A 25,183-nucleotide genomic window follows, 5' to 3' on the forward strand; every position below is an offset into this window, starting at 1 on the left:
GGGTATATCCATGTTTATGTTACGCAAGGATCAGCAGAAAGCTCTACTGTCTACACTAGTCTGTGTCGCAGTATTGGCGGGCTGCTCCACACCCAAAGTCGACGATCCAGGTACATCGTCAAATCCGAATGCGACCCCAGCAACCGAACCTACTAAAAGAGGCGCGATTAACGTTTCCGTGTATGATCGGGGCAATATTCCTCCAGAGGAAGGCAACTGGGATAAAAACCGTTGGGTGGAGTGGATCAACAAGAACGGTCCTGTCGATGTGAAATACACACCCGTTCCCCGTTGGGAGTCATTCCCAAAATTTAATGCCTTGTTTGCCTCAGGAAGCGCACCGGATTTGATTCTGGAGTATGATGCCAATTACAGGAACAGCTGGTATTCGCAGAAGCTTCTGATGCCGATTGATGAGATGGTTGAAAAGTACAGCACGACCTACAAACAAATTCTGGAGAAGTACCCTCTACTGCGCAAGATTGGAACGAAGGAAGATGGTAAATTTTATGAAATTGGACGCTTAAATGTCGTGGCCCCGCATCATCGTCTCTTAATCCGTGAGGATTGGCTGCAGAAGCTGAACCTGCAAGTCCCTACGACGACAGAGGAATTGTATAACGTGGCCAATGCATTCGTGAACCAAGATCCAGACGGCAACGGTAAAAAGGATACGTTCGGTATCAATCTGAGCGGGGTCGGCTTCTCCGTGATCAGCCATATCTTCGGGCGTTCGATCGATTGGGCTGAACAAAACGGTACTTTCGTCCATGATTGGGATCGTCTCCAAGCATCTGTCGAATTCCAGAAACGTTTGTTTGACAACGGTTTAGTTGATAAGGACTTTCTTACAGATAAAAACGGACAAAAAGGCATCCAGGATTTCATGAATGGAAAATTAGGGATTTTTGCGATCGACAGTGCATGGTTTACCATCTCGAACTATGAAACTTTGAAGAAGAACAATCCTACGGCTAAAGTCATTCCAATGGCATTACCGAAAAGCCAATTCGGTCAGTTCAGCCCCATTATCAGTACACCCGTTCAAATGGTCGGTGTTGTCAACGCCAAAGCTAAAGATCCGAAAGCGATTATGCAATATATAGACTGGATGGTAGCTCCCGAACATGCCAATTTGCTGAAAAACGGAATCGAGGGTACACATTCGCAAATGGGTTCGAACGGTTGTTTGCAGCCTATTGATACGGAGAAAAATAAGAAAGAGCTCTACACCGACGATTTAAATATGATGAGATCCGATTTGTTGCTGGGCAAATGCGCGGAAGTGTATCTGGTGAACCTTCGCCCTGAAGTGCCTACGCAAAAAGAACTGCTCGATATTAACCTTAAATCCAAAGAAATCTATATCAATAAAGATCGCCCTATTCCTTCTCTCGGTTATGACTTCTTACCGGTCTTGCCTGATGATCTGCAAGCGATTGTCAAAAGCACAAGCAAATCCAACAACATCGACAAAGGTGATATCTGGTTGAAAGCATTGGTAGGCGGCACTGGCTATACCGCACAGCAAGCTGTGAAGGATGCCAAGGATATCTGGGAAAAAGCAGGCGGCAAGCAAGTCGATGATTATTATGCCAAATGGTATGAGAATAACAAAACCAAGGCATTTAGTATTGATGATCTATACAAATTCGCTGAACAGTCTCAGAATGAATTGAAATAGAACGAAGGAGTAGCGGTGCTTCTAAGTTAGCTATGTCGGAGCACCGCCTACACATGACGTGGACCCCGGATAGGATTAGGGAATCCTATTGATAATCCATTTATTTGGAGGTAATTATGAGATCCCTACACAAGTCAAAACTCCTAGTTTCAATCCTTCTGTCGGCAATCATTGTCTCCCTGCTCCCCTTCTTCCCTGCTTACCGTGCTTTGGCTGCGGGAACAGGTATTACCCAAGACTATTGGAACAATATTCCTGGCGGGAAAGTAGAACAGATTCCATTAAACACGCCTCCGTCGGGTTCGAGGTTACTCGCTAACTTTGAGACACCGAACAATACGGGAGATCTCTATGGTTCTCGCGTTTATGGTTTTCTGACGCCGCCAGTTAGCGGTGGATACACCTTCTGGATTGCTGCGGATGACAGCTCCGAGTTATGGCTAAGTCCAGATGGCGATCCTGCGCACAAAGAGAAAATCGCATGGAACACAGTCTTCGCCAAGCCCAGAGAGTGGAACAAGTCCCCTACTCAGAAATCAGTGGTCATTCCGCTATCAAGTGGCAAAAGATATTATATCGAGGCGATTCACAAAGAAAACACCTCGAATGACAATTTAGCTGTCGCTTGGCAAGGTCCGGGTATAGCCCAACAAGTGATACCCGGGGCATACTTGACACCCTACGTGCTCCCAGATGCGCCAACAAATCCCGTCCAGGACGACACAGCGAATACATTCGGATGGACGCTTGTCCCCGGTTATTCGGATTTGGCAGCCTATGAATACAGCACGGATCGCGGTTACACCTGGCAAACCGTAACAGTGAACCCGCTTCAGTTGGATAATATCAATTATACGACAGGACAAATCCAAGTTCGGTTGAAAGAAACATCTGCGCAGCCAGTTGGAAAAACCCTGTTTTCAACTACTTTTTACACCTTAACGAAAGCTGTGGAGCCCGTGCCCGTGTATACGACGCTTTGGAGGATTGGGCTTGATAATCAGCTATCAACTGAATTTAGCGATTATAAAACGACTCCAATTGAGTCCTTCAACCTCCCTTCTGACTGGGCTACTCGCACAGATTGGAGTTCGTTATCCAAAGGCTTAAAGCTTAGCCGCAACGGTACTATGGTTATTACTTACAACCTCGCCGCGATTCCGGATTATGGCGTACAATTCAGCTTCAGGAGCTTAGATGCGTATGTTTCCGTTCCACAGCTAGCTGTATTTTCCAATGATACGATGGCCGGTTTAATCCAGATTGTTGGCCTTAACGGCGGAAATACGAATCGGAAATTCAAAGAAACTTACGAGTTGTATATTCCTAAGGAAATGCTGAAGGTTGGATCTAATGAACTGAAGCTTTCGTTGGATCGAGGTTTGTATGCGGGAACGGAAGGTGATGAATTTCATTGGTTTGAGTGGGATTATGCCAAACTTGAGGCTTTGGGAGCTCCAGCAACAGAACCCATTCACGGACGATATATTCGTCTGGGAACGGCGCTAGTGTCGCATGTGTTGAAAGACCGCGACTTGCAAACGATGGAAGTAACGAAGTGGCTGGGACTTGCCTACAGCGGGAACGTCATACGTAGCAGTCAATTTTCGCGTGAATGGCTGACAGCCTTGCGCGATTTGAATTTGGCACCCGTGCTGCTGCCGTTCGGAACTTATATCAAAGATCCGGAGCTCTCGTCTGGTGTTGTCCCAGAGAAGCTGAAAGAGTATTATAACAATCTCATCGCGGAAAATGGGGATTTGTTTGAATACCTGGAACTTGATAATGAACCTGGCGTCTTCAACAATGCCTTTGCTGCTGATTTGGCTCTTGCCAAGTATGTTAGTGAGCAAAAGCCATTGCTAAACCCATGGTTGAAAGCGGTTTCTCCAGGTTGGGCCTACTGGCCCTCCAAAGGCATCCCGGATGGCTGGGAGCGCGATCCTGCCTATCGCAAACAGATTGAAGATTATACCGATATGACAAATGGTCACAGCTATACCTTAAGCGGGATTTCAAGTGGTGAGGGTGGCGCCCTCGTAGAAACACTAAAAACCTATCCTGATTATCAGGGAGACGGACTGGCTAAACCGATGATGATGAGTGAAACGGGAGCGAATGATTTTCATACCGATAATAACCGTTATGACACCTTCCCCCATCGCTTCGCCTCCATCTTCGATCGGGAAACGCGCAGTACGATTGGCTACCTTGATTACATTATGCAGCATGCAGCTTACTTCCGAGAGTATAGCTTGCTCAAAGAGGACATCGAAATGAAATCAGCTGACGATGCTGAAGCTTGGTTGAACGCAAGCGATCCCGATGAAACGCGCTTGAAAATTTTCCGCCGCTTAGCGCTTGCCTACAGTACTCATGGCAAACCACTCCCTTATGTGTATACAAATCAGAATGAGCTTGCTGGGAAAAAAGCTTACTTCCGTGCGGTGGATACATCAACGCTTGGTGTAAGCAGTACAGGAGCGAAATCCAATAAAATTCTGCTCAACTTTGTTAATTTTGAAACGTCTCCGGTCACGATGAACGTTAACGTTACACTGCCTGCTAACACTCAGTATGCGGCAGAACGCTTTGGCGCTGGCAATACGTATGCGGCTGCTCGCAGTTTTACCATCATTGATGCCGCTTCGGGCGCGCAGTTATCGGAAACGATCCAGCCCGGTGAAGCCGTTCAGTACATTCTGACTCCGTACGAGAATTCCATACCGAACACACCTACTCTACAAGCACGGGCGGTTTCATACAAACAAATCAAGCTGACATGGCAACCTTCTACGGATAATGCAGAAGTGGCTGGATATAAGCTGTACGATAACGGCGTACTCCTTGCAAAGCTTCCTAGAGCAGTAACACGCTATTCACATCAAGATGTGAGTCCTGAAAGCGCTCATACTTATACGCTTATTGCTTATGATAATTCGGGCAATGAATCCTTGTCGAGCGCCCCAATAGCCATATCTTCCTTATCTTTACCAGCCTCCCCTTTTACCACTACGTCTACGGGAGCTTTACATGTGGAAGCGGAACAAACGGAACTGGAAGGAGTGACACATCATGGCACATTCGTTGGGATGTATTATACGCAAGGGCGAATGAACTTGTTGAAACCTCCTGTTAAGGCAAATACCAATTATATTCTTAAGCTCAAATATAGTTCTGCTGCGAACAAAAAGGTCAATCTCGTACTCAACAATCAGTTGATTCGGACCCTTGATTTGCCTGGAACGGAGCCTAACGTCTATACAACAATCGAATATAACGTCATGATGCCTTCGGACGTGAGCAATCTGGTGCTATCTATCGTTAAGAGCAGTGATAATGTATTCGCCTACTTCGATTGGTTTGAGCTGACAGAAGGCCTCTTGGATGAAACGCCTCAAACACTTTGGACGAATGTCATTCATTCCAGTACAAATACGTATTATTCCTCTGCTACCTTCGCACTCGGAGCAAATGGAGCGGATCTTCATGAAACGACAACACTGGGTGATTACGCAGCTATGGGTTTTAAAGGCACGGGAATTCGTTGGTACTCCGATATTGAGTCTACTTTAGGAGCGGCAGACGTCTACATCGATGATGTCCTGCAAGCAACTGTTGATTTGAAAACGGCAAACACACAAGGCGCGAAGAAGGTGGTTTTCGAAAAAACGGGCCTCCCTATGGCAAACCACATCATTAAAGTTGTCGCTAAAAACGGCCGAGTTATCCATCAATCGTTTGAGTTTTTGAGTTTGGAACGCCAGCCCTTAATACCGGGCCCTGATCTTATCGTGACCGAACTTGGAACGGATCCAGCCAATCCTTATGCCGGGCAAACAGGAGTTCGTTTCTATGTCACGGTGAAAAACGTCGGTCTTCTCCCTACTCCAGCCGGTCAAATTACAGGAGCTGTATTTGGTTTGAACGGCGGTTCGTTCGGCTATACGGATACGTATAATCAATCTATCCCAGTTGGCGGCAGTGCAACACTGTATACGAATGCCGGAGGTGAAAATGGCTATTGGGAAGTGCCTAATGGAGAAGCCACCTACCAATTAAGCGTCAATATCAATGATATCGGGCGATTCACTGAGATGGATCGCACGAACAACACGAAGGAGATTACGTTTCAGGTGACTAAGAGGGATATCTCCCCTCCTGTGACCACAGCGACAGCGGACGGAGCAACGGGTTCCGGTATTTTTAACAGGCAAAATGTGCGGGTTGCTTTCACGGTCACACATCCTACCGTTGGTGTAGGAATCAAGCGGACAGAATACCGTATTCTGGGAGGATCTGAAGCCTGGCAGACTGTCTCGGATCAGCCGGTCACCTTCGCCGATGAAGGGATTTATCAAATCCAATACCGCTCCATTGATGTGATGAATAACGAGGAATTGCCCAAAGATTTAATTATAGGAATCGACAAAACCGCTCCAACAACCACACACACCTCATTAGAAAGGTGGCAACGTATACCACAAACCGTCACAATAGCGGCTTATGATTCTTTGAGCGGTGTACAACAGACCTTTTACTCAATGAATGAGGAAACTGCAAGTGCTGGAACCTCGGTTACGGTAAACACTTACGGTGTGAACACGATTCACTATTACAGCATAGATGCTGCAGGCAATCAAGAAGTTAACCACTCTGCGGAAGTACGCTACGATCCGCAAGCTCCTGAAATCAACATTGCCGGTCCTTTAACTGTCTTTTGGACGGATCCGTTTGTCATGAATGTTGGTATCACAGATGCTTTAAGTGGAATAGCCTCATCTAGGGTTAAACTGGACGGCATTTTTGTTAACCCTAACATAAACCTCCAACCGCTTAGCTTGTGGTTAGGTCAGCATACGTTAGAAGTAACGGCAACAGATAACGCGGGCAATACGATCGTACGCACCTTTGTGTTGAAGGTGATCATGGATCTCGATCATTTGGACGATCTGCTTCGTTTATTATGGAATATAGGTTATTTCAAAAACCAAAGCACCTATAACAGCTTGCAAAATATGGTTGCTGTGCTTCAGAAACTGCTAAACCAAAGTCAGCTTAAAGATCCGACTAACTTTGATGTTGTCATCAAAGACGGCAAGTATATGGATAGTGCTAGCACCAAGCTGCTTCGGGATGCCATTCTATATCTGCAGCAAAAATTAGGGAAGTGAAAAGTAAAGAAGGGGCATAGTATCCAAATTCACTTTTGGATACTATGCCCCTCTCCCCCTTTATCAATCATATTTAATAATGCTAAAACAAATCATCGAGAATTTTTGCCGAAGACTCCCTATCCGCCTTCAAAAAATATTCATATTTACCGAATCTCGCTCTTGCCTCATGGTCGGGCAGCCATACCCATTCGTCGATTTCGGTTTGGCACCGGTGGGCACGAAACGCGGCAAGCTTTGCATTCAAGTGAGCATGCACATCGACTTTGACAACGTCCTTACGGGAATACCCATATCGTTCCGGATGCTCCATCGCGTCACCAAACGTAATGAAATATAATGCTCCCCGCTGAGCTGTTCTTTGAAAAGCTGCCGTCGTCGCCTTCCCAATTGCACAATGATCTGGGTGTCCACCCAGCTTTTCGTGAAACGTAAGCACGACATCGGGATCAACTTCGTGGATGAGAGCCGCAATGCGTGCTGACAAGCTATTCTCATCCACAAACTCAACCGTCTTGTCACGGATATCCAAAAATAGCAGCTGGCGTATTCCCAAGCAGTCGCAGGCATTCCGTAGTTCCATTTCACGTGCAGCTGCCATGGATTCACGGTTGAGATAGGGCGGATTGCCCATTCGTCGTCCCATTTCTCCTCGCGTAGCGCTCACTAGCGTTATGTCAACCTCTTCACTGGCGTATTTGGCGAGGGTACCTCCACAAATAAACGACTCATCGTCGGGATGAGCAAACACCGCAAGTAGCTTCTTCAATGGCACTTTATGGGTATTGTTCATTCTGGAAACGGCTCCTTTCCTATGTGCAGTGCAACATTCATCCGACCTCTGTCATCGTAACCGGCCAACAAAAGACGACCGTTCGCATCAAACTCATAATGCGTGAGAGCCTCCATTCGAAGCCAGCCATGCCCATCAAATCGGAGCGCGGCACGAAATGACCCTTCCCCCGATATAAAGGCATGGGTAACCTTGACCTTAAAATTGCGTACGAATACAAATGAAGTTGCTTCGCTGTGAATATAAACATCAGTCCCAATAAAGGTTTGAAGCTCGGCTTCAACTTTCGACCTGATTATTTTGATCATCGCTTAGATTCTCTTTTCTAAAAGGATTTAAATTGGCTTACTACATAATCGTATCACAGCTCATTGCGCGAAATACAATATTGCCCTAAATTAAGTCGTTCGAAATCGGGAATAGGATAAAGTTCTTCTCATAATAGTTTTGACAAGAACTTTATCCCATAAAACAAAAAAAGCCACGATTTACGCGGCATCTTATTCAGATTCATCGCGGCTCGATCCCACGATTACTCAACCTTTATGCCGAGGCTAAACTTGCATACAAGTTGTTGTCTGTTAGCAAAGACTTTCGGTTACGCCGTATGTTTGCCCAAGCGCAATTTTAATATTTGCATATTTTAATTCTACTCGTCATTGTGGAGAAGATCGTTTGTTGAAACGGGAGTGAAAGTTATGAAATGGCGCGATTCCCTAGGTGGTTATAAGGCCTGCATTAGTCTGGGTTCCACATGTCAAACAGCATATCAGCTTAAAAGACTGGGCTTACGAAAATTTGCAAGTCCCTTAGATTGGTTTGTTTCCGATTCGATCGGCGGAGTTGTTCGTTTGATAGATCATCGTTTCAACGGATTAATGGAACTTAGCCAGCTTGAACTCATTGGCACTACCTATGAATGCTTTGTTGTAAGAGATAACGCAAATGACGTTATATCTTTCCATGATTTCCCTCTTTATCTCACTGCGGAGCGATGGCAGGATGCTTATCCTGCATTTAAACAAAAGCTCAATCGACGCGTAGATCGGTTTTTGAGAACTATTCAAGGTCAACCAATTCTTTTTATTAGAACCAATTCTAAAAGAAAGGAAGCGCAGGAGCTACACGCAGCATTAAAAAGGCTAATGAATGGAAAGTTCCATCTTCTGATCGTGAATAACCACCTGGAAGATCGTAAAGACGTGATTTACGAAGATTGGGGGCTGAGTGGAATTAGCTCGGTGCTCTTACCGAAAGGAGAAGACTGGAGAGGATTTAACCAAGCTTGGGATACGTGTATGAACGGCTTCAAATTAAAGGCTTCGTCCCTTCGTTGAGTTTAACCCTGTGGTGTGCCCTTTTTGGAGTACCTGAACGTTCAGCCTGCAGCTCAGCAGTATCCCATACATCACATCAGTTACTGTTCCGCATAGTCGGAAGCTTTTCATTTTGTTTAACATCCATTTTTAGCGACAGCTGTCGCCGCTACGCACTCCGACTCACGTTACTATACCTCCCCTAGCCGTTTCATATAGTCTTCAGATCCACTTGCAGCCTCCTTCTCATAATAATTTTGAATGAAGTCGTCGTGTCATGCTGCTCCAGAAAAACCCGCCATGCATAGGTTGCAAGGCGGGTAAACAAATATAATGCCGTTATGCCTCTTCCAGAATCATCCTGGCCAAAATCGCAAGATCGGCAATGTCAATTTTGCCGTCGCCATTGAAATCTATGTGCTTGATTCGTTCCCAATCCGGATCGGTGGAGTCTTTTCCATACTCCTTGGCCAAGATGGCTAAGTCACCGATGGAAACGATTTCATTTCCGTTCAGATCGCCCGGTTTTTTGGTAACGACCGAATTCAAGAATGATTGCAAGGCCGCATTCAAGTCGCCAGCCGCTTGCTGCACCTGCTGTTGAGTGGCTGCCGTATTCTTGGCTACGCTCTGGGCTTTGTTGATCGCCTCTTGGAGATTAGCTTTCGATCCTACCGGATATTGTCCTGCCGATCCGCCTTCTGTCGCTGCATCATGGATTCTTTGAGCGCTCGCAATCAAGTCTTCTAATGCAGATTTATCTACATGAGTGACTGTGACGTTGTGCGTAATAGCCTGCAACTCCGTTTCCTTTCCGTCACCCACTGCGATCATGGCCTTCGATAAGGTGAATGTGGCTTCTGCCGGTGTCTTTTCGCTAACCGGTTTGGTTAAGAAATTCAACTTCAGCAGATCCCCGTCTCCGCTCACCGCATGAGCCGTTCCTAAACTCGCCGCCAAAATCCGGATTTGGCCGGCTGCCGGTAAACAGTTCTGGGTTAGTTGAAATTACTCTTTTTTATTTAGAGGGATTTCAGCAATTACTTTGTTTCCCATTAATATAAGCAATGTAGAATCCAGAGCAGAATTCCTTACCTCTTCAAAATCCGAACCTTTTTTAATGGCATATTCTAAATTAAGAGTAGTTTCATCTTCACCACTAATATTGCCTGAATTACCGCCACCGCGATATTCCATTTTTACATACTTTGTATTTTTTTCAAGTTCCATTAAAGATGCCAAAGATTGATTTGGTCTTATAGCAAAGTTAATCCCATTTCCATGGTGAAACATACGGTGACCAGGTGAGTCACCAGCATCATAATCTAATTTTAAATCCTTTGATTTCTTTAATACAATGTCATAACGAAGGACCCCAGCCGTCTTTAATACATTGGTTTCAACACTTCTCACAATAAATGGGTCTTGTTTACTAAATGCAGTTAGTAATGTTAGCGAAATCAAAAGCATTAAAACGTGGGTTTTATTTTTAAACATTAGGCGTACTCCTTTTTTGTCTTTCGTAAATATTCTCTAAACCACAGATTCCATAGATTATTGTTTCTAATCCATACCAAGGATTATGCACATCTTCATAATAAACGTTTAAAGCTAATACAATAAGAATCCCTGCTTTACAACTCTCTGCCTGTAAAAAACAATAAGGCCACCGTTTAATTCTACGGTAGCCAATCGATGTTACATTTATTAATTAAGTTATTGTTCCTCGTTAGGTTAGTCGCCACCCATATCGGTCAAAATGGATCGGTTCGCTGATTACTTATCGTTACAGGCTATGCAATCATCAGAATTATTACAGAAAAGGCGACTCAATAGTTATTAATCAATGATAGTTTAGATCATTCACACAATCACTCTACTATTTTTTTTCATATATTGAGGTATCAAAAAATAGGAGTGATTAAATTGGTACGTATTCTTGACAAAAAAACCGTTCAGCCGCTTAGTAGATTTAATTTATCGAGGTCTTTCATTATCCCACGTTCTCCAAAAAAGGTTCGCCTTGCATCCATTACTTTAAGAATTCCATCGATCAATGCTCAACCAAATCGGGTTGAACTGGTTGCAACAGTTGGTGTAAAAGGGATTACGGGCATTGCTCAAATTCTCTTTAGAGTCTTCCGCGATGGCAGAGAAATTTTCAATACACAACAAGGGATTGAATCTGCTGGTTCTGAGCAAAACTATGCTGTTACATTTCAGGCAATCGATAGAAATTTAAGTTCAGGAAATCATGTTTATACCGTGACCGCGGAAAACCAAACCGCAAATACAAGAGCTGATGTTGTTGGTCCGATTTCTTTTAGTGGGTTAGCTGTACAAACTAGAAGTTAATTTTTTAAAAGCACCTAAATAAGGTGCTTTTTTCATTCAGAGTGGACTCGTTAAGTGCTATCATTCGTCGTTAGTTCAATGTAAGTCGGTATCATTTATTCACCAAAATTCTAAAATATAGGATAATATAATTCAAACTCATTAACAAAAAAAGGCCCCTAGATAAAATTCACCAGGAGCCCTTTTTTTACTGAATCGATAAGATTACCATGCAAAAGCCATAGTTATAATAACCAAAAGAATAAAGAGAACTAAAACCTCGGCCATATGGTTACGACGAAACCCTTCTGCTCCTACCCATTGATTGGACAAATAACACAGGGCATATGAACAATAGTGTATAGAACACGACCCGCTGCTGGACCTGAAACCCGAAAAACTAGACGTCACTTGTGCTACGTATTCTACCGCGGCAGTCTATCAAACATGACTGTTATTTTCGTTTTTGCAATAAAGCATCCACAGCCCTAACATTTGCTTCAATACTATCCCAACGGTTCATACAATGATAAAGAATCTTTTCCAAATCCTTTTCATTCTGGACTTCTTCAGTGTTGCGATGGAGGATATTCATTAACCAATTCGTTAGATTGCGAAGATGGTTACGATAAGAGTAGAAGCGTAATAAGTCAAGACTTAACGTCACAGATTTACCTATATTCTTTTCGTAAGCGGAGAAGAAAACATCGAACTCCTCACCGATATAGTTAACAAAATTAAATTCTGGCGGCGCTAAAATCGCTGATTCCCAATCAACAAAATACAACTCGTTTTTATGACGAATCAAATTACCTCCCCAAATATCGCCGTGGCACAAAACTTTCTCTTTAGTATCTGCTATTGATATACCATGAAGTTTGCGCACAAGATTCAATAAGTCGAAAATTTGCTCTTTCTTTGACAAAACAACCTGACGTAAAGCCTGTTTAATAGGATTGTTAAATGTTAAGGTGCATTCAATCATCGATATACACTTCTCAAGGTCAGACTCAAAGGAAATATCAAATGTATTTGCCAAGAGCGTTGTCTTATCTATAAAAGGTGTAATCAGCTGTATTGCAGCCACTGATTTAGCGATGTCCTCAAGAATCTCCTTTGAGAAAGGATATGCTTCAGCCAATATCTCCCCTTCTATAAAGTTAAATAATACCACTGTGATATTATTAAATGTTGTTTTAAAACAGCCATTCCGATTTATAATTGGATATGTGATGTTTCGAAAAAGCCCTTGATGATACATCTGCCAAGTTAACGGTAAGTAAAACCGAAGACGCTCAATACTTCTCCTTTGTCCGTCATTTTGATGGTCAAATAATTTCAGATAATATCGTTCTCCATTCGCACAATTCACCCAATAAGAGTAGGCTGAGTCCCCCAGAGGGATGAAATGAACGCTTTCAATCTGCATCCCGTACTCCTTATCAAGGTTCAACATAAGTACACTATCTTCAATACTATACTTAACCTCCAAACTTTTCACTCCCCCTTTAAGTTGTATGATTCATTCATGCCGTTATTTTAGCAATGCCGCTGAATATATTTCGAGAAACAATAGTATTGTTTTTTCTAACACTATCGTTTACTTGGTTTTTTTGTGATTTGTGTATTTAATACAATCATACATGAACTATCATCTTTAATGCGAAGTCCATTTCTGGGCCAGATCGATACCTTGACGGAGACGATGCTGGAGCAGACAAGTAAATAAGTTTACTAAGGAAACCGCAGGATGCATGACAGGAGTGTCATACCTTGGGGTTTCTTTTATTAAGATTCGCTTCTGCTGCCAGAAGTAGAGTATAGTAGGAATAGTTTAAAATATATTCCAGGAGGCTACAGCTATGTCACAGGAGATTTGGATTAACCTGCCGGTCAAAGATGTTGAGAGGTCAACTGCCTTTTTCAATGAGATTGGATTACATGCGGTGAGCTTTGGTAGCGAGAGAGCCAAGCTTGCCATAGGCCAAACAACGATTCTGCTGTTCCCTGATGCGGCGTTTGAGAAATTTACAGGTTCAAAAACCGCAGATACTTCCCATAGCGCAGAAGTAATATTTTCCATTGGCGCTGAGAGTAGAGAAGAAATAGATGCCTTTATTCAAAAAGTAGAGTTTGCCGGAGGAAGCATCTTTGGCAAGCCGAGTGAAACTGACGGCTGGATGTACGGCGCAGGATTTGCCGACCTGGACGGTCACCGCTGGAACCTGCTGTACATGGATGAGAGCAAAATGCCGAAACGGTAAAATGGAAACGCCAGTCACCTGCTTAAGGTCACCGGCGTTTTTATACACCCCGTATAATCTCATATCTGTCATTCAAATCAAAATCGTTGCTTAGAAGGAAAAATTTGTGGGTTAAACTACTGCAAGCCTGGACGAAAACTGCAAACTGTTGATTATCCCAGTGATCTAAACCATCTTTCAGATAAATACAGGTAGCAGCTGATCATCTGACCGGCTGCATTGATCCATTATAATTGAGCTATCGTTTCTCGCTTGAATCATTTAAACTTTCCTGCGCTCCTGATCCAATTTTTCACGTAGCGTCGTCAGGCTTTCAACAACGGTTTGATGAGCTGTGTCGATAATGATGTGATCTCGGTCCCAAACATCATACTGTCGGGTCTTAACCTCATCCCACGTAGGTAAAACAAAATCGGGAATATCGGTTAAACGCGTGTCGATTCGATACCTGTGTTCCCTTTCATCCGAGCAGACTACTTCGATTTCCACAAACGGAATTCCGAGAGACTCCGCAACGTCGCGCCAAGCTCGACGAGTTTCATGAATGGGGTTGACTGTGTCAGCTATCACGTCAAGGCCTAGCCGGAGATTATGCGAAGCAATCTCGTAACACACGATATAACCTGCAGGTCCGTTAACCCAGGTCCCGGCAACCCGCATGGCCTGCTCCACGACGTCTACCCGCAGATACGTGGCCCGGATCTCTCCGGCCAAAGCTGCTGATAACGTAGACTTCCCGGTACCTGGCAACCCGCTAAAGATATAGAGCATAAATACTCGCCTCCTTTTAAAGCGCATAACTGCTCGTTGTTTTAGTTTATTCAGCTATCGTTCTCCCTAAGAAGCCCTGTATAGAGACAAATAAGATAAACAAAGAAACTAAAATACTTAAATACCCCCACAATCCTTTTCTATTTCTTTGATGCTCGACTAGTCCTGTCACCAACATAAATATCGCCAGAAATAACATCAAATAAGGCATTAATTCAAAGTACTTAGTAATTAGAAGGTAACTAGAAAAGCCGATAACGATTATCGCTATAATAACTTTGCTTATTTTCAACATTTCATCAATCCCATCATGACAGCCGAACATTTTATGCTCGGCTGCCTTCTTTTGGTGTTATTACAAAGTACTCCATATATCCACAACCAATATAACTACATGAAGAAAATAAGTATTTTCTATTTATACTCAGTACTCTTTAGTTCCTATTTATCTTTATTTAGATTTCACTATTTTATCTTTTTTGCTTGTTATCCAAATATCATCTTTTTTCTCGATTGTTTGTCTTAGTTGAATTGAGCCTAGGAAAGTCTTCCTGCTAGTTAGTATTGCTTTCCCATCTGTTCTGAAAATTATATTTTCTAATTCAATCGCCATACCACCAAATTTGTTTTTTGCTAAATTAGTCTCTATATCAGAATATTTTCCTTCCCCAACATCAACTTTACTGATTTGCTTTACGTAGTTTAATAATTCAGCTTTCTCTTCAGGTTTGAGTTTCAAATTATCCGTTCTAACTAATAAATAACTCATCCTAGAATTATTATAAAAATTGGCCTCTTGCTCAAAAATTGTTTGGATAGCATCTTTATATATATCTAAATACTCACTACTATCAATTTTTTGTGGTTTAGCACATCCGACAATGAATAGTGTCAAAAGAGGTATTAATACAATTTTTTTGGCTACTTGTTTCATCTTAATCACTTGATTTCCCCTCTGTCCTGCATCTAACAAACATTCCATACAGTTTAGACGTCCACAATTTACAAAAGTTCCATAATTCAACAATTACATTCACTTATTTATTCCGCTAACCTGCCCATTCAATCATCAAGTTAAAAAAAGGGGAATTACTAACAAAATAAAGGAACAGATAATCATGACAAAAGTAATGGAATTTGAGAGTTTTTCTTTTACTTTATACCAACCTGAAAAATGCAATTTATTTCTGTAGATCACAAAAATTAATATTTCAGCGGCAATCCAAATGAACCAAGCATTGTTATTTATGTTAAGTCCTATGGTGGAATAAACATTAATTACTAATGAAGCTAGCAATCCACCGAGGATTACCATTATTATAATGAATCGCAGAAATTCTAATATGAATTTCATTATATCCCCCCTAAGATAATGTTCCCCAGAAAATATTTTACCACTAATATCCAATTTATTGATTACCGTGGCTTCCTGATAGTTAACAAAGCCGCCACCGAGTTTATCACTGGGTAGCTTGCTTGATCTGTGTTATGGGGCTATCGTTCTCCCGTTAGACTATACGCTTTAATGTTCTTGCCAAAAAAATTCCTTATTTAGTCCGTTGTACCGTTAAATCTTGTTGCCACAAGATCCTATTGCCAATCTCGAGCTTTTGCTCGTAGCTGGTTAGGCCCGACTTTCAGTGGTTTGATAGCATCGTATTGGAACTGAGCTATGTCCCAGTGCAGAGGTGCGATCCATTTTGCATAAGTCTGGACGGTCTCTGTCGGCGGGGCTCCGAGCTCTTCGACTGTCAGCTTGGGCCTTTGCTCAGGTGAAGCATTGACTGAAAGTTGCTGTATATTGTTGTAAAGGTTAGAGAAGTATCAACCTTAGCGATGAGCGAACCAAACAGATTTCGTACATCAGCTTCTTTCAGATACAGCTCCCCGTTAGATGAGATCTGAGGTGCTGCTGTTAAGCTCACCCGCCCAACTTCTTTGCCTTCCCAAAGCGTTAATGCCTGCCGTGTGCCAGGTTGAGAATGGCGATATGCTCTCTTTCCTCGCAATTTAAATCATTTCAGTTGATTATACTCGGTATAGGATCCAAAGTTTTACTTTGAGTGTAAACTTTACGTAAAGCGATAATGAGACCATCCGAAGTGTTTTTTACGAATGCCGGTTATTCCAACACTCAATTTGGTTCATACGTCCAATCAATCACTATTTAACCAACATATTTTATACCGTAGTGACAAATCACCAGAGGGGAATGAGTAAACATGGGCGCAGTAGGTTATGGTGGAAGTTGTGCAGGTTACGGCACAAGCGCAGCAGCTATTTTGGTTCTTTTTATTCTTTTGGTTATCATCACATCAGCTTTTGTATGGTAATTCCTTAATCTAACACAAAGATACAACGAAAAAAACGGCCGCGAATTAAAATGCGGGCCGTTTTTTTCGTTGTTCTTATCATAAAAAAGCCACCCTTAATCTTACTCTCAGGGTGACTTTTTATGGTAAATGAAGGATGAAACATTAAATGAGTGGGCTGTGGAGGCTTAATATATAAGATTCAAATAATAAAATAATGCGTGGGCACATAGTGGGAATTTGTGATTATTATTTCCGGGTGTTATAAATGGGCAATTAATCCGGCATTGAATGGGCAAATCAAGATAATTCTAATTCTCAGTTTCTGTTCAAATTAATTGCTCAGAGTGCTGGCTGTTCCAATACTCAATTTAGTTCATACGTCCAATCAATCACTTTTCAACAAACATACTTTATACCGTAGTGACAAATCACCAGAGGGGAATGAGTAAACATGGGAGCAGTAGGTTATGGTGCAAGTTGTGCAGGTTACGGTTCAAGTGCAGCAGCTATTTTGGTTCTTTTTATTCTTTTGGTTATCATCACTTCAGCTTTTGTCTGGTAATTCATTAATCCAACACAACGAACAAAGAAAAAAAGTCATCCATAATCTCAGGGTGACTTTTTTTGGTTAATTGAAGGATGAAATATGAGATGATTCAAATTTAAAATAATTCACGGACATATAGGACGCACCCGCCGCAACGTATGATCAACACATTCATGTTGGTACTACCGCCATACCAACGATCACATTTACCGACCCACATCACAGGGGAATCCGCATACTTCCTCTCCTAAACCAATCATTGGTGCTCCCTTCATCGTCGTCAGAGCCTGCAAATAAAACTGGCAGTGTTTATCTTCTATCTGTAAATGTTTGGCCTCTTCGAAGTATTTCACAAGAATTCTGTACGCCCTGACCGCTGGCCTAATGTCCATGAGCAAGGATGTTGATAAGCTTGCCAAATGGGTCGCGGACATAGAATCGCCGAACTCCCTGTTTACGCGTTATAAGATATAGTAGTGCCAAACTTGATTGATCTTTTTTTTATATACTCTATTTTGCTTTTCAAGCAAATCTAAATATCCGATAATTTCGGAAATTACGAAAGGAAATTCACTGCGATACAATTCTTTGAAAAAGGCTGCTGCCAGCTCGCTCGGTATTGAAATTCCACTTGCAACCAACTGACATATTTTATCGGCTCTTCGATAAATTCGCTGTAATCTTCGGCTTATTAGCTCCTTAAAATGGTATATCGGTTCTCCGTGCCCGGAAAATACGGTCTCCATTTCAAGTCCTAGACACTTGTGTAGCGAATCCATATGTTGAACTAATGTCGGAAGACGTTGACCCGCCCGGTCAGGTTCGATAAGCGCGTTACTAGACATATGGCTGATTAGGAGATCTCCTGCAAAAAGCCACTTTCGTTGTAAATGACCCAGTACGATGTGATCAGGAGAATGGCCGGCGGTCTCTATGACCCTAAGCCCCGAAAGCATAGCCCCATCATACAGCGGTATAATGGGGCTATCAATTCTATGCAGCCTATTAGCAGTACCTGCTTCCCTCATAAGCGTAACATGTTGCCTACCGATGTCGCCGCACCCCATGTTTTGATATAATTCTTGGAAAAATTGGATCCTTAACTTTGAAAATTCTTCCTCCCTCTTTAAGCGGTGAATCGATTCATGATGAGCATAGATCGGAATGTCATGAGTAGCGATAATGCGATTGATGATGCCAATATGATCCGGATGACTATGTGTGATAACGATTCGACCCAAATCTCCAATGACAAATCCGTTTCCGGCCATCACTGCCAAAAATGCTTCCCAACATTCTTCCGAGTTGACCCCGGCATCAATTAAAGTGAGCAAACCCGCTTCCTGGAATAAATAAAAATTAAACGTTCGTAAGCTGTAAGGATTCGGAACCACAATCGGATACACAGAACATCCTGCCTGCGTTATCATCAAAACTATTTCAGTCTCCTTCTAGCATGTTCAGGCTTGTTTATTTTTTCTTTATGGATGGATGTCCACTCAATGTTGACTTCAAATGAAATATTCAAGCAATAAAGCAAGACTGCAGTGACATGTTCCTTCCAATTTTGAAGTGATTCAATCGTACCCCCGCGCTGCAAAGACAACTTAATGAATACTTTATTTCTATCTACTTGTACGGAATGAATCTGCAGCATTGAATCTGCCGAGAACGAGACGATATCCCTTATGCATTGAGGGTATATGGTTATTTTATCTCTCGAGAACGCCGGCTTCACCAGAATAACTTCTTCTCTCTGCTTGCCAAAATGAATGATCTGCTTACTAAACCAGCCGATATACGTTTTCTCGACTTCATCAGGAACAATTGGAATCACATGATAGCCGATACGCCGACGTTCTCCGGCCAACTTCAACTCTTCCTCCGTTTGGAAGGATTCAATTGGCAGCCATTCGATGGCACTCGGCAAATCCAGACGCTGCACAATCTTCTCAACCATCTTCTTGGAAGTACCAATCACCAGAATCTTTTTGATCCCAGTCCTCATTATATAGTTGTATACTTGCAGGCGATGGGAGTCTGTGAAAAATATAGCTGTTTTCGTGGCGGCATACGCGGTGCGTTCATTTTTTGCGGATTTCCCTGCTACACGCTGTTTGTCCATGATTAAAATCCCGTCGTCCACCACAGCGTCAATCTGATAGAGTGCAACAATCTCACTGGATTTATAGCTCTTGCCGGTTCCGCTTTTGCCATATAACCCGTATACTTCCATATCTGCACCACTCCATTTTGACTAGCGGCCTCATTCCCCTTCGTCGATTGCGATAAAGGGATTAGCACAATAATCCCTTTACCCAATCTCTATCCCAATCACGGTTCCGGCGCATCCTTCGGTGTGTTCACATTGTATTCTTCCAAAAACTTAATATCAAAGCTCCCGCCAACAAAAATCGGATGCTGCAGTAGTCTCTGATGAAAAGGAATCGTCGTGCGTACACCTTCAATAAAAAATTCACCAAGCGCACGTTGCATTCTTGCGATTGCGTCATCCCTGTTCTTGCCCCACACAATCAGTTTGGCAATCATGGAATCATAGTGCGGAGGAATGGTGTAATCCACGTAGACAGCGCTATCGACACGAACACCAAAGCCACCAGGCGGCAAATAAAATTGAATTCGACCCGGCGATGGCATAAAATTCCGTGCAGGATCTTCCGCATTAATCCTGCACTCGATGGCGCAGCCTCGCATATCGACATCTTCCTGGCGAAATGAGAGCTGATTTCCTTCCGCTACACGAATCATTTCTTGCACGATGTCCACGCCAGTAACCATTTCGGTCACGGGATGCTCCACTTGAATTCTCGTATTCATCTCCATGAAATAAAAACTGCCATCCTCACCAAGCAGAAATTCTAATGTCCCCGCACCCGTATAATTGACCGCTTTGGCAGCTCGTACCGCCGCCTCGCCCATTAGTCTTCGTATTTCCGAAGTCAACGTCGGGCATGGGGATTCTTCCACAAGCTTCTGGCGTCTGCGCTGAATGGAACAATCTCTTTCACCCAAATGCACCACATTCCCGTGATGGTCTGCCATGATTTGAATCTCCACATGTTTCATACCGGTCAAAAATTTCTCCAGATACACGCCCGCATTGCCGAATGCCATCTGAGCTTCCTGCTTGGCAGCTGTTACCTGGCGGATCAGTTCCTCTTTGTCGTGGACGACGCGAATCCCCTTGCCTCCACCGCCGGCAGTCGCTTTGATAATGACTGGATAACCGATGTCCCCTGCAATCCGAATCGCTTCCTCGGTCGAATCAATGATGCCGTCCGACCCCGGAATAACGGGGACTTGCGCCTCTTTCATCGTCTGTTTGGCTGAAGACTTATCCCCCATCCTAGCAATGGCAGATGCGGAGGGGCCGATAAACTTTATATTGACGCTCGAACACAACTCAGCGAAATCAGCGTTCTCCGCAAGGAAACCATAACCTGGATGGATAGCGTCTGCACCTGTTAACATCGCTACACTGATCAAGTTGTCGAAACGAAGATAGCTGTCCTTCGAAGCGAATGGACCGATGCAATAGGCTTCATCAGCCAATTGTACATGCAGCGCATCGCGATCCGCTTCGGAGTAAACAGCCACCGACTGAATGCCAAGCTCTTTGCAAGCTCGGATAATACGTACGGCGATTTCCCCGCGATTGGCGATAACCACCTTTCGGAATTGTCCAACATCGCTCATATCAGCTTCACCAGAAACATCGGCTGACCATATTCCACGAGTTGGCCGTTTTCCACCAGAATCTGCACAATTTCGCCTGCACATTCCGCCTCGATTTCATTCATCAGCTTCATGGCTTCCAAGATGCAAACGACCGTCCTTTCTTTCACCTGATCGCCTACTTTTACAAATACAGGTTTATCTGGAGAAGGAGCGTGATAGAAGGTTCCTACCATTGGTGATAAAATCGGTTTGAGTTCCGCTTTCGCGTCCAGCAGAGGTTGTGCAGGGCTAAACGCTTCAACGGAAATGCCCGTTTGCATAACGGAAGGTTCTTGTTTCTGCGAAGTCGGCCGAATCGGCTGATCGATCAGAATAGTTGGAGAAACGTGGCGGTAATCCGGTTGTGCCGTAGCACCGGCTCTTGTCTTATTTTGTTTGCAGATCATTAATCGCAAACCTTCATTTTCCAGCTCCAGCTCTTCAATGGAACTAGCATCGACCGTCCTAATCAATTCACTAATTTCTTTAAAGCTCAGCATGCTGCATTCTCCTTCATCCGACGTATCCATATGCCATTCATAGGGATTACACGTTGATTAAAATCTCGGTATGCGTTACTTTGCTACTTTTCTTTTGAATTTTGGGTTCACTGGTATCGAAAGAGAATGTTCCCATCTTGCGGAATTTCTTATAGCGGTCCTCACGCAATTGTTTTTTGTCCATTAATTGCAACACCCGCAGATGTCGAAGAACGGCATTTTTCATTAGAGCCGCCTGTACTTCTATACTGGTAGGAGACGGTTCAGGAATGATATCATCAATGATTCCAAGCTCCTGCAAATCTTGAGCTGTAATCTTCATTGCTCCAGCAGCTTGTTCCGCTTTGGACGCATCTTTCCACAAAATGGCCGCTGCCGCATTCGGTGAAGCCACTGAATAAATCGCATGTTCCAGCATCATGACCCTGTTCCCTACACCTAGAGCCAACGCGCCGCCGCTGCCTCCTTCCCCAATGACAATACAGATCACTGGGATGTCGAGCTTGGACATCTCATACAGATTACGGGCAATCGCTTCGGATTGCCCCCGTTCCTCGGCTGCTTCACCCGGGAAAGCACCAGGCGTATCGATAAAAGTAATAAGCGGCCGGTTAAACCGATTTGCTTGGTGCATAAGGCGCAGCGCCTTACGAAAGCCTTCTGGATGGGGCATTCCGAAGTTTCGACTCAGATTCTCCTTCGTGTTTCTTCCCTTTTGGTGACCAATGACGGTCACAGGGATACCATTTAATTTGGCAATACCTCCTACAATGGCTTGGTCATCTCCAAACAATCGGTCCCCTTGCATTTCGAAAAAATCTGTAAACATCTGCCGTATATAATCGAGTGTTGTGGGACGCCCCGGATGCCTGGCGATCTGCATCTTTTGAGCCGCTGTCAAATTATTGTAGATTTCATCTTTCAATGTGTCGAAGCGCTCTTCTAGAACGGAGATTTCATGCTGAAAATCCATTTTCTTATCTGTGGAAAAAGATCGTAAATCTTCGATTTTACCGCGAAGCTCCGTAAGCGTTTGTTCAAAAGGCAGATCATTGCGCATACTATACAACCTCCTAATGGGATTGATGAAGCTCCAGCAATTGAGCAAGTGATGTTCTCAATTCTTTTCGGTGAACAACGCGATCCAGTTGCCCATGATCTAAATGAAATTCCGACTTCTGGAAGTTATCCGGCAGCTTTTGTTTAATCGTCTGTTCGATGACGATACGTCCGGCAAATCCGAACGCAGCCCCGGGCTCAGCCAAAATAATGTCGCCAAGCATGGCAAAACTTGCGGAAACGCCACCGTAAGTCGGATTGGTTATAACAGAAATGTACAATCCACCCTGTTCCTGAAATTTGGCGATCGCTCCACTAGTTTTGGCCATCTGCATCAGACAAAGAATACTTTCCTGCATACGGGCTCCGCCGGATGTGGAGAAAATAAGCAACGGCAGCTTCTGTGCCATCGCAGACTCGATCGCCCTCGTCACCTTCTCACCGACAACCGAGCCCATCGTGCCCGCGAAGAAGTCAAAGCTCATGATCACGCCGATAAGTGGCATTCCGTTAATCTTGCCTTCTCCCGTAACAACGGCTTCCTTAAGACCCGACTTCTCCTTCTGTACCGCTAATTTATCCGGATACCCAGGAAATTCGAGCGGATCCTTGGAAATCATGTCCTCGTCAAATTCCTTAAAGCTGCCCTCATCGAACGTTTCTTTAATTCGCTCATGTACACTCAGTTTGAAATGGTGATCGCATTTCGAGCAAACTTTGGAGTTTTTGTCCAACTCCTTAAAGTATTGAATCGCTGTGCACTGCGGGCATTTACTTAACAGTCCGTCTGGTATTTCTGACGGAATACGGTCTGATGCCGAGGTAATTGTGGCATACGATTTTTTCCTTTGAAATAGCATGGTTACACCTCGCATTGCAGTAACGCATCTGGGTGATTGATGGAACGCACCGTTACCGAACGGTTAATTTTTTTGATAAGACCTGCCAACACGGTGCCCGGACCAATTTCATAGAACGTGTTTACGCCACGCGCGAGCAGCCACTTGATGCTATCTTCCCAAAGGACGGGAGCAGATACTTGCTTGATGAGGGATTGGCGAATCTCCTCAGGATCAGTTAACGGCTCGGCCGAAACGTTGGCGATAACCGGAATCCGCGCTGCGTTGAAGGAGACATTAGCTAGCAGCGGAGCAAGCTTATCCCCTGCCGGCTTCATCAAAGAAGAATGAAACGGTCCGCTGACATCAATCTCCAGTACCCGTTTGGCACCACGCGATTCCGCACGTGCTGATGCCTCCCGCACACCATCATTGGTCCCTGAAATGACGATTTGGCTTCCCGCATTTAAGTTAGCCAATTCCACTAATCCCGTTTCGCGGCTTACTTCCTCACAAATAAGCACTAATTCTTCTCGGTCGAACCCGATCACTGCAGCCATCCCGCCTTCACCGTAGGGGACCGTTTCATCCATAAACTTCCCGCGAGCGTGTACGATTCGTACCGCATCCGCAAAATTCAACACACCGGAAGCCACGAGTGCGCTAAATTCACCAAGGCTGTGCCCCAACACATAGTGAGGCGTTATACCTGCTTCCCGGAAAGCTTCCAGGTAAGCAACACTAGTTGTAAGTAATGCAGGCTGTGTATGATAAGTCTTTTTCAGTTCGTCTGCAGGACCATGAAAAATCAGATCACTTAGCGGGTAGCCGAGCACCCGATCCGCCTCCTCAAAGATGGCACGTGATACAGAGAATCGATCTACGAACTCTTTGCCCATCCCTATGCTTTGCGCTCCTTGTCCCGGAAATACAAAGGCGATTTTCGGATTCACAGTATCCGCTCCTTTCAATGGTTGATAACTGCCTCTATCCTTTCAATCATAACAACCGCTGCAGCGGTATGCTTGGTGTGCGTAATTGTTACATGAGAACGAATTGGCTCCTTGTACTGATTCACCAATACGGCTGGAATCATCAATTCCGGTTTGCCTAGGCTGTCGGGCAGGATCTCAAGACTTTTGGGTGTTACAACACTCGAAAGCCCCGTCCCAAATGCTTTAGAAGCGGCCTCCTTAGCGGCAAAACGTCCAGATAGCCATTCCGTTCTCCGTCTCGGAGCCCGCAATTGTTCGTACAAATGGAGCTCCCGTTCTGACAGCAACAGTCGGATGAAGGAAGTTTCTTCTCTGGTCACAATTCTCTGAATCCGTTCGATATCAACCAAATCAAGTCCGATCCCTATCAACATGGCCATTATCCCTCGGGGAGGAAAAAGATCAGTTCGCCTTTTGCTACTTTGGCTTGCGTATTGCCATTGATGATCCGCACCTTGGTTGTATGATAGTTGCCGAGCTTCTCCTTCATTTCCACGATGATGTGCAAAGTATCGCCAGGACGACTCGGATTAATAAACCGGAAATCTTGCGTACGTACCAAATATCCGATGCGTGATTCCGTAGAAACCGAATCTTCCAATGCAATCGATAGCAGCATACTTGCCTGTGCTGCCATCTCAATCATTAGAACACCTGGAACGATCGGTTCCCCGGGGAAATGACCGGCGAAATATGGTTCATTATAAGCAACATTCTTCACGCATTCGATGGTATTGCCTTCCAAACGGATCACTCGGTCGATAAATAGGAACGGGGGCGATTGCTTCAATATCTGATGCGGAGGTCTGTTCAGCACATCCATTTGTTGTTTTTCCAATACGCTCATTCTTTAT

Annotated in this window: 24 protein-coding genes; 7 read left to right on the forward strand and 17 right to left on the reverse strand. The window is 43.9% G+C overall.

Features of this window, described 5'->3' with window-relative positions:
- The first annotated feature begins 10 nt into the window (after positions 1-10).
- On the forward strand, positions 11-1,684 hold the full coding sequence (locus J2Z65_RS23455; RefSeq protein WP_240159969.1) for an extracellular solute-binding protein: 1,674 nt from the start codon (positions 11-13) through the stop codon (positions 1,682-1,684).
- A 116-nt stretch (positions 1,685-1,800) separates the two neighbouring features.
- The gene (locus J2Z65_RS23460; protein WP_209856092.1) at positions 1,801-6,858 is read left to right on the forward strand and encodes an OmpL47-type beta-barrel domain-containing protein; all 5,058 of its coding nucleotides are present in this window, start codon (positions 1,801-1,803) and stop codon (positions 6,856-6,858) included.
- A gap of 82 nt (positions 6,859-6,940) precedes the next feature.
- On the opposite strand, the gene J2Z65_RS23465 is transcribed toward J2Z65_RS23460, so the two are convergent.
- Both J2Z65_RS23465 and J2Z65_RS23470 read right to left on the reverse strand, forming a co-directional pair.
- Positions 6,941-7,651 (reverse strand): PIG-L family deacetylase, encoded by a 711-nt coding sequence (locus tag J2Z65_RS23465; RefSeq protein ID WP_167065694.1) that lies wholly within the window; start codon positions 7,649-7,651, stop codon positions 6,941-6,943.
- The gene (locus J2Z65_RS23470; RefSeq protein WP_167065691.1) at positions 7,648-7,959 is read right to left on the reverse strand and encodes a DUF1806 family protein; all 312 of its coding nucleotides are present in this window, start codon (positions 7,957-7,959) and stop codon (positions 7,648-7,650) included. Before J2Z65_RS23470 ends, J2Z65_RS23465 begins: the two co-directional genes overlap by 4 nt.
- Positions 7,960-8,349: 390 nt before the next feature.
- Between J2Z65_RS23470 and J2Z65_RS23475 the strand changes: the two genes are divergently transcribed.
- Complete coding sequence (locus J2Z65_RS23475) at positions 8,350-8,988, forward strand: DUF1796 family putative cysteine peptidase (RefSeq protein ID WP_167065688.1); 639 nt, start codon at positions 8,350-8,352, stop codon at positions 8,986-8,988.
- A gap of 318 nt (positions 8,989-9,306) precedes the next feature.
- Here the strand turns inward: J2Z65_RS23475 and J2Z65_RS36165 are convergent, their stop codons facing one another.
- Positions 9,307-9,897: a dockerin type I domain-containing protein gene (locus J2Z65_RS36165; protein WP_425326208.1), complete on the reverse strand. Its 591-nt coding sequence runs from the start codon at positions 9,895-9,897 to the stop codon at positions 9,307-9,309.
- Positions 9,898-9,975: 78 nt separating this feature from the next.
- Positions 9,976-10,464, reverse strand: a complete 489-nt coding sequence (locus tag J2Z65_RS23485; protein ID WP_167065682.1) for a hypothetical protein — start codon at positions 10,462-10,464, stop codon at positions 9,976-9,978.
- 429 nt (positions 10,465-10,893) lie between these two features.
- Here J2Z65_RS23485 and J2Z65_RS23490 point away from each other — a divergent pair, with 429 nt between their 5' ends.
- On the forward strand, positions 10,894-11,322 hold the full coding sequence (locus tag J2Z65_RS23490) for an exosporium protein C (protein ID WP_167065680.1): 429 nt from the start codon (positions 10,894-10,896) through the stop codon (positions 11,320-11,322).
- A 433-nt stretch (positions 11,323-11,755) separates the two neighbouring features.
- Here the strand turns inward: J2Z65_RS23490 and J2Z65_RS23495 are convergent, their stop codons facing one another.
- Complete coding sequence (locus tag J2Z65_RS23495) at positions 11,756-12,793, reverse strand: phosphotransferase (RefSeq protein WP_167065677.1); 1,038 nt, start codon at positions 12,791-12,793, stop codon at positions 11,756-11,758.
- Between the two features lie 370 nt (positions 12,794-13,163).
- Here J2Z65_RS23495 and J2Z65_RS23500 point away from each other — a divergent pair, with 370 nt between their 5' ends.
- Positions 13,164-13,565 carry a VOC family protein gene (locus tag J2Z65_RS23500; RefSeq protein WP_167065674.1) on the forward strand — a complete coding sequence of 134 codons (402 nt, stop codon included), beginning with the start codon at positions 13,164-13,166 and terminating at the stop codon, positions 13,563-13,565.
- A gap of 261 nt (positions 13,566-13,826) precedes the next feature.
- On the opposite strand, the gene J2Z65_RS23505 is transcribed toward J2Z65_RS23500, so the two are convergent.
- The 3 genes from J2Z65_RS23505 to J2Z65_RS23515 all read right to left on the reverse strand — a co-directional run bounded on the left by J2Z65_RS23505 (position 13,827) and on the right by J2Z65_RS23515 (position 15,279).
- Positions 13,827-14,336 carry a P-loop nucleotide/nucleoside kinase family protein gene (locus tag J2Z65_RS23505; RefSeq protein ID WP_167065671.1) on the reverse strand — a complete coding sequence of 170 codons (510 nt, stop codon included), beginning with the start codon at positions 14,334-14,336 and terminating at the stop codon, positions 13,827-13,829.
- Positions 14,337-14,382: 46 nt separating this feature from the next.
- Positions 14,383-14,661, reverse strand: a complete 279-nt coding sequence (locus J2Z65_RS35935; RefSeq protein ID WP_342357353.1) for a DUF3953 domain-containing protein — start codon at positions 14,659-14,661, stop codon at positions 14,383-14,385.
- A 126-nt stretch (positions 14,662-14,787) separates the two neighbouring features.
- Positions 14,788-15,279 (reverse strand): hypothetical protein, encoded by a 492-nt coding sequence (locus tag J2Z65_RS23515; protein WP_167065665.1) that lies wholly within the window; start codon positions 15,277-15,279, stop codon positions 14,788-14,790.
- 1,279 nt (positions 15,280-16,558) lie between these two features.
- Between J2Z65_RS23515 and J2Z65_RS23520 the strand changes: the two genes are divergently transcribed.
- Together J2Z65_RS23520 and J2Z65_RS23525 are read left to right on the forward strand one after the other, a co-directional pair.
- Positions 16,559-16,669: a YjcZ family sporulation protein gene (locus J2Z65_RS23520; RefSeq protein WP_082595659.1), complete on the forward strand. Its 111-nt coding sequence runs from the start codon at positions 16,559-16,561 to the stop codon at positions 16,667-16,669.
- Positions 16,670-17,102: 433 nt separating this feature from the next.
- Positions 17,103-17,213 carry a YjcZ family sporulation protein gene (locus J2Z65_RS23525; protein WP_163954161.1) on the forward strand — a complete coding sequence of 37 codons (111 nt, stop codon included), beginning with the start codon at positions 17,103-17,105 and terminating at the stop codon, positions 17,211-17,213.
- A 446-nt stretch (positions 17,214-17,659) separates the two neighbouring features.
- On the opposite strand, the gene J2Z65_RS23530 is transcribed toward J2Z65_RS23525, so the two are convergent.
- From J2Z65_RS23530 to J2Z65_RS23570, 9 genes are all read right to left on the reverse strand, one after another.
- Positions 17,660-18,628, reverse strand: a complete 969-nt coding sequence (locus tag J2Z65_RS23530; protein ID WP_193580967.1) for an MBL fold metallo-hydrolase — start codon at positions 18,626-18,628, stop codon at positions 17,660-17,662.
- Positions 18,629-18,633: 5 nt separating this feature from the next.
- The gene (locus J2Z65_RS23535) at positions 18,634-19,434 is read right to left on the reverse strand and encodes a hypothetical protein (protein ID WP_167059288.1); all 801 of its coding nucleotides are present in this window, start codon (positions 19,432-19,434) and stop codon (positions 18,634-18,636) included.
- Between the two features lie 98 nt (positions 19,435-19,532).
- Positions 19,533-20,915, reverse strand: a complete 1,383-nt coding sequence (accC, locus tag J2Z65_RS23540; RefSeq protein ID WP_167059290.1) for an acetyl-CoA carboxylase biotin carboxylase subunit — start codon at positions 20,913-20,915, stop codon at positions 19,533-19,535.
- Entirely contained in the window at positions 20,912-21,436 is a 525-nt protein-coding gene (accB, locus tag J2Z65_RS23545) for an acetyl-CoA carboxylase biotin carboxyl carrier protein (RefSeq protein ID WP_167059292.1), read from the reverse strand. Before accB ends, accC begins: the two co-directional genes overlap by 4 nt.
- Before the next feature lie 46 nt (positions 21,437-21,482).
- Positions 21,483-22,496 (reverse strand): acetyl-CoA carboxylase carboxyl transferase subunit alpha, encoded by a 1,014-nt coding sequence (accA, locus tag J2Z65_RS23550; RefSeq protein WP_167059295.1) that lies wholly within the window; start codon positions 22,494-22,496, stop codon positions 21,483-21,485.
- A gap of 13 nt (positions 22,497-22,509) precedes the next feature.
- On the reverse strand, positions 22,510-23,355 hold the full coding sequence (gene accD / locus J2Z65_RS23555; RefSeq protein WP_240159740.1) for an acetyl-CoA carboxylase, carboxyltransferase subunit beta: 846 nt from the start codon (positions 23,353-23,355) through the stop codon (positions 22,510-22,512).
- Between the two features lie 2 nt (positions 23,356-23,357).
- Positions 23,358-24,287: an ACP S-malonyltransferase gene (gene fabD, locus J2Z65_RS23560; protein WP_342357354.1), complete on the reverse strand. Its 930-nt coding sequence runs from the start codon at positions 24,285-24,287 to the stop codon at positions 23,358-23,360.
- A gap of 14 nt (positions 24,288-24,301) precedes the next feature.
- Positions 24,302-24,709, reverse strand: coding sequence for a holo-ACP synthase (gene acpS / locus J2Z65_RS23565; protein WP_244999169.1), 408 nt, complete (start codon positions 24,707-24,709; stop codon positions 24,302-24,304).
- Positions 24,709-25,176 (reverse strand): 3-hydroxyacyl-ACP dehydratase FabZ family protein, encoded by a 468-nt coding sequence (locus J2Z65_RS23570; RefSeq protein WP_205300991.1) that lies wholly within the window; start codon positions 25,174-25,176, stop codon positions 24,709-24,711. Before J2Z65_RS23570 ends, acpS begins: the two co-directional genes overlap by 1 nt.
- Positions 25,177-25,183: the final 7 nt, after the last annotated feature.

Origin of the sequence: Paenibacillus aceris (genome assembly GCF_017874035.1) — a bacterium.
Taxonomy (GTDB): domain Bacteria; phylum Bacillota; class Bacilli; order Paenibacillales; family NBRC-103111; genus Paenibacillus_E; species Paenibacillus_E aceris.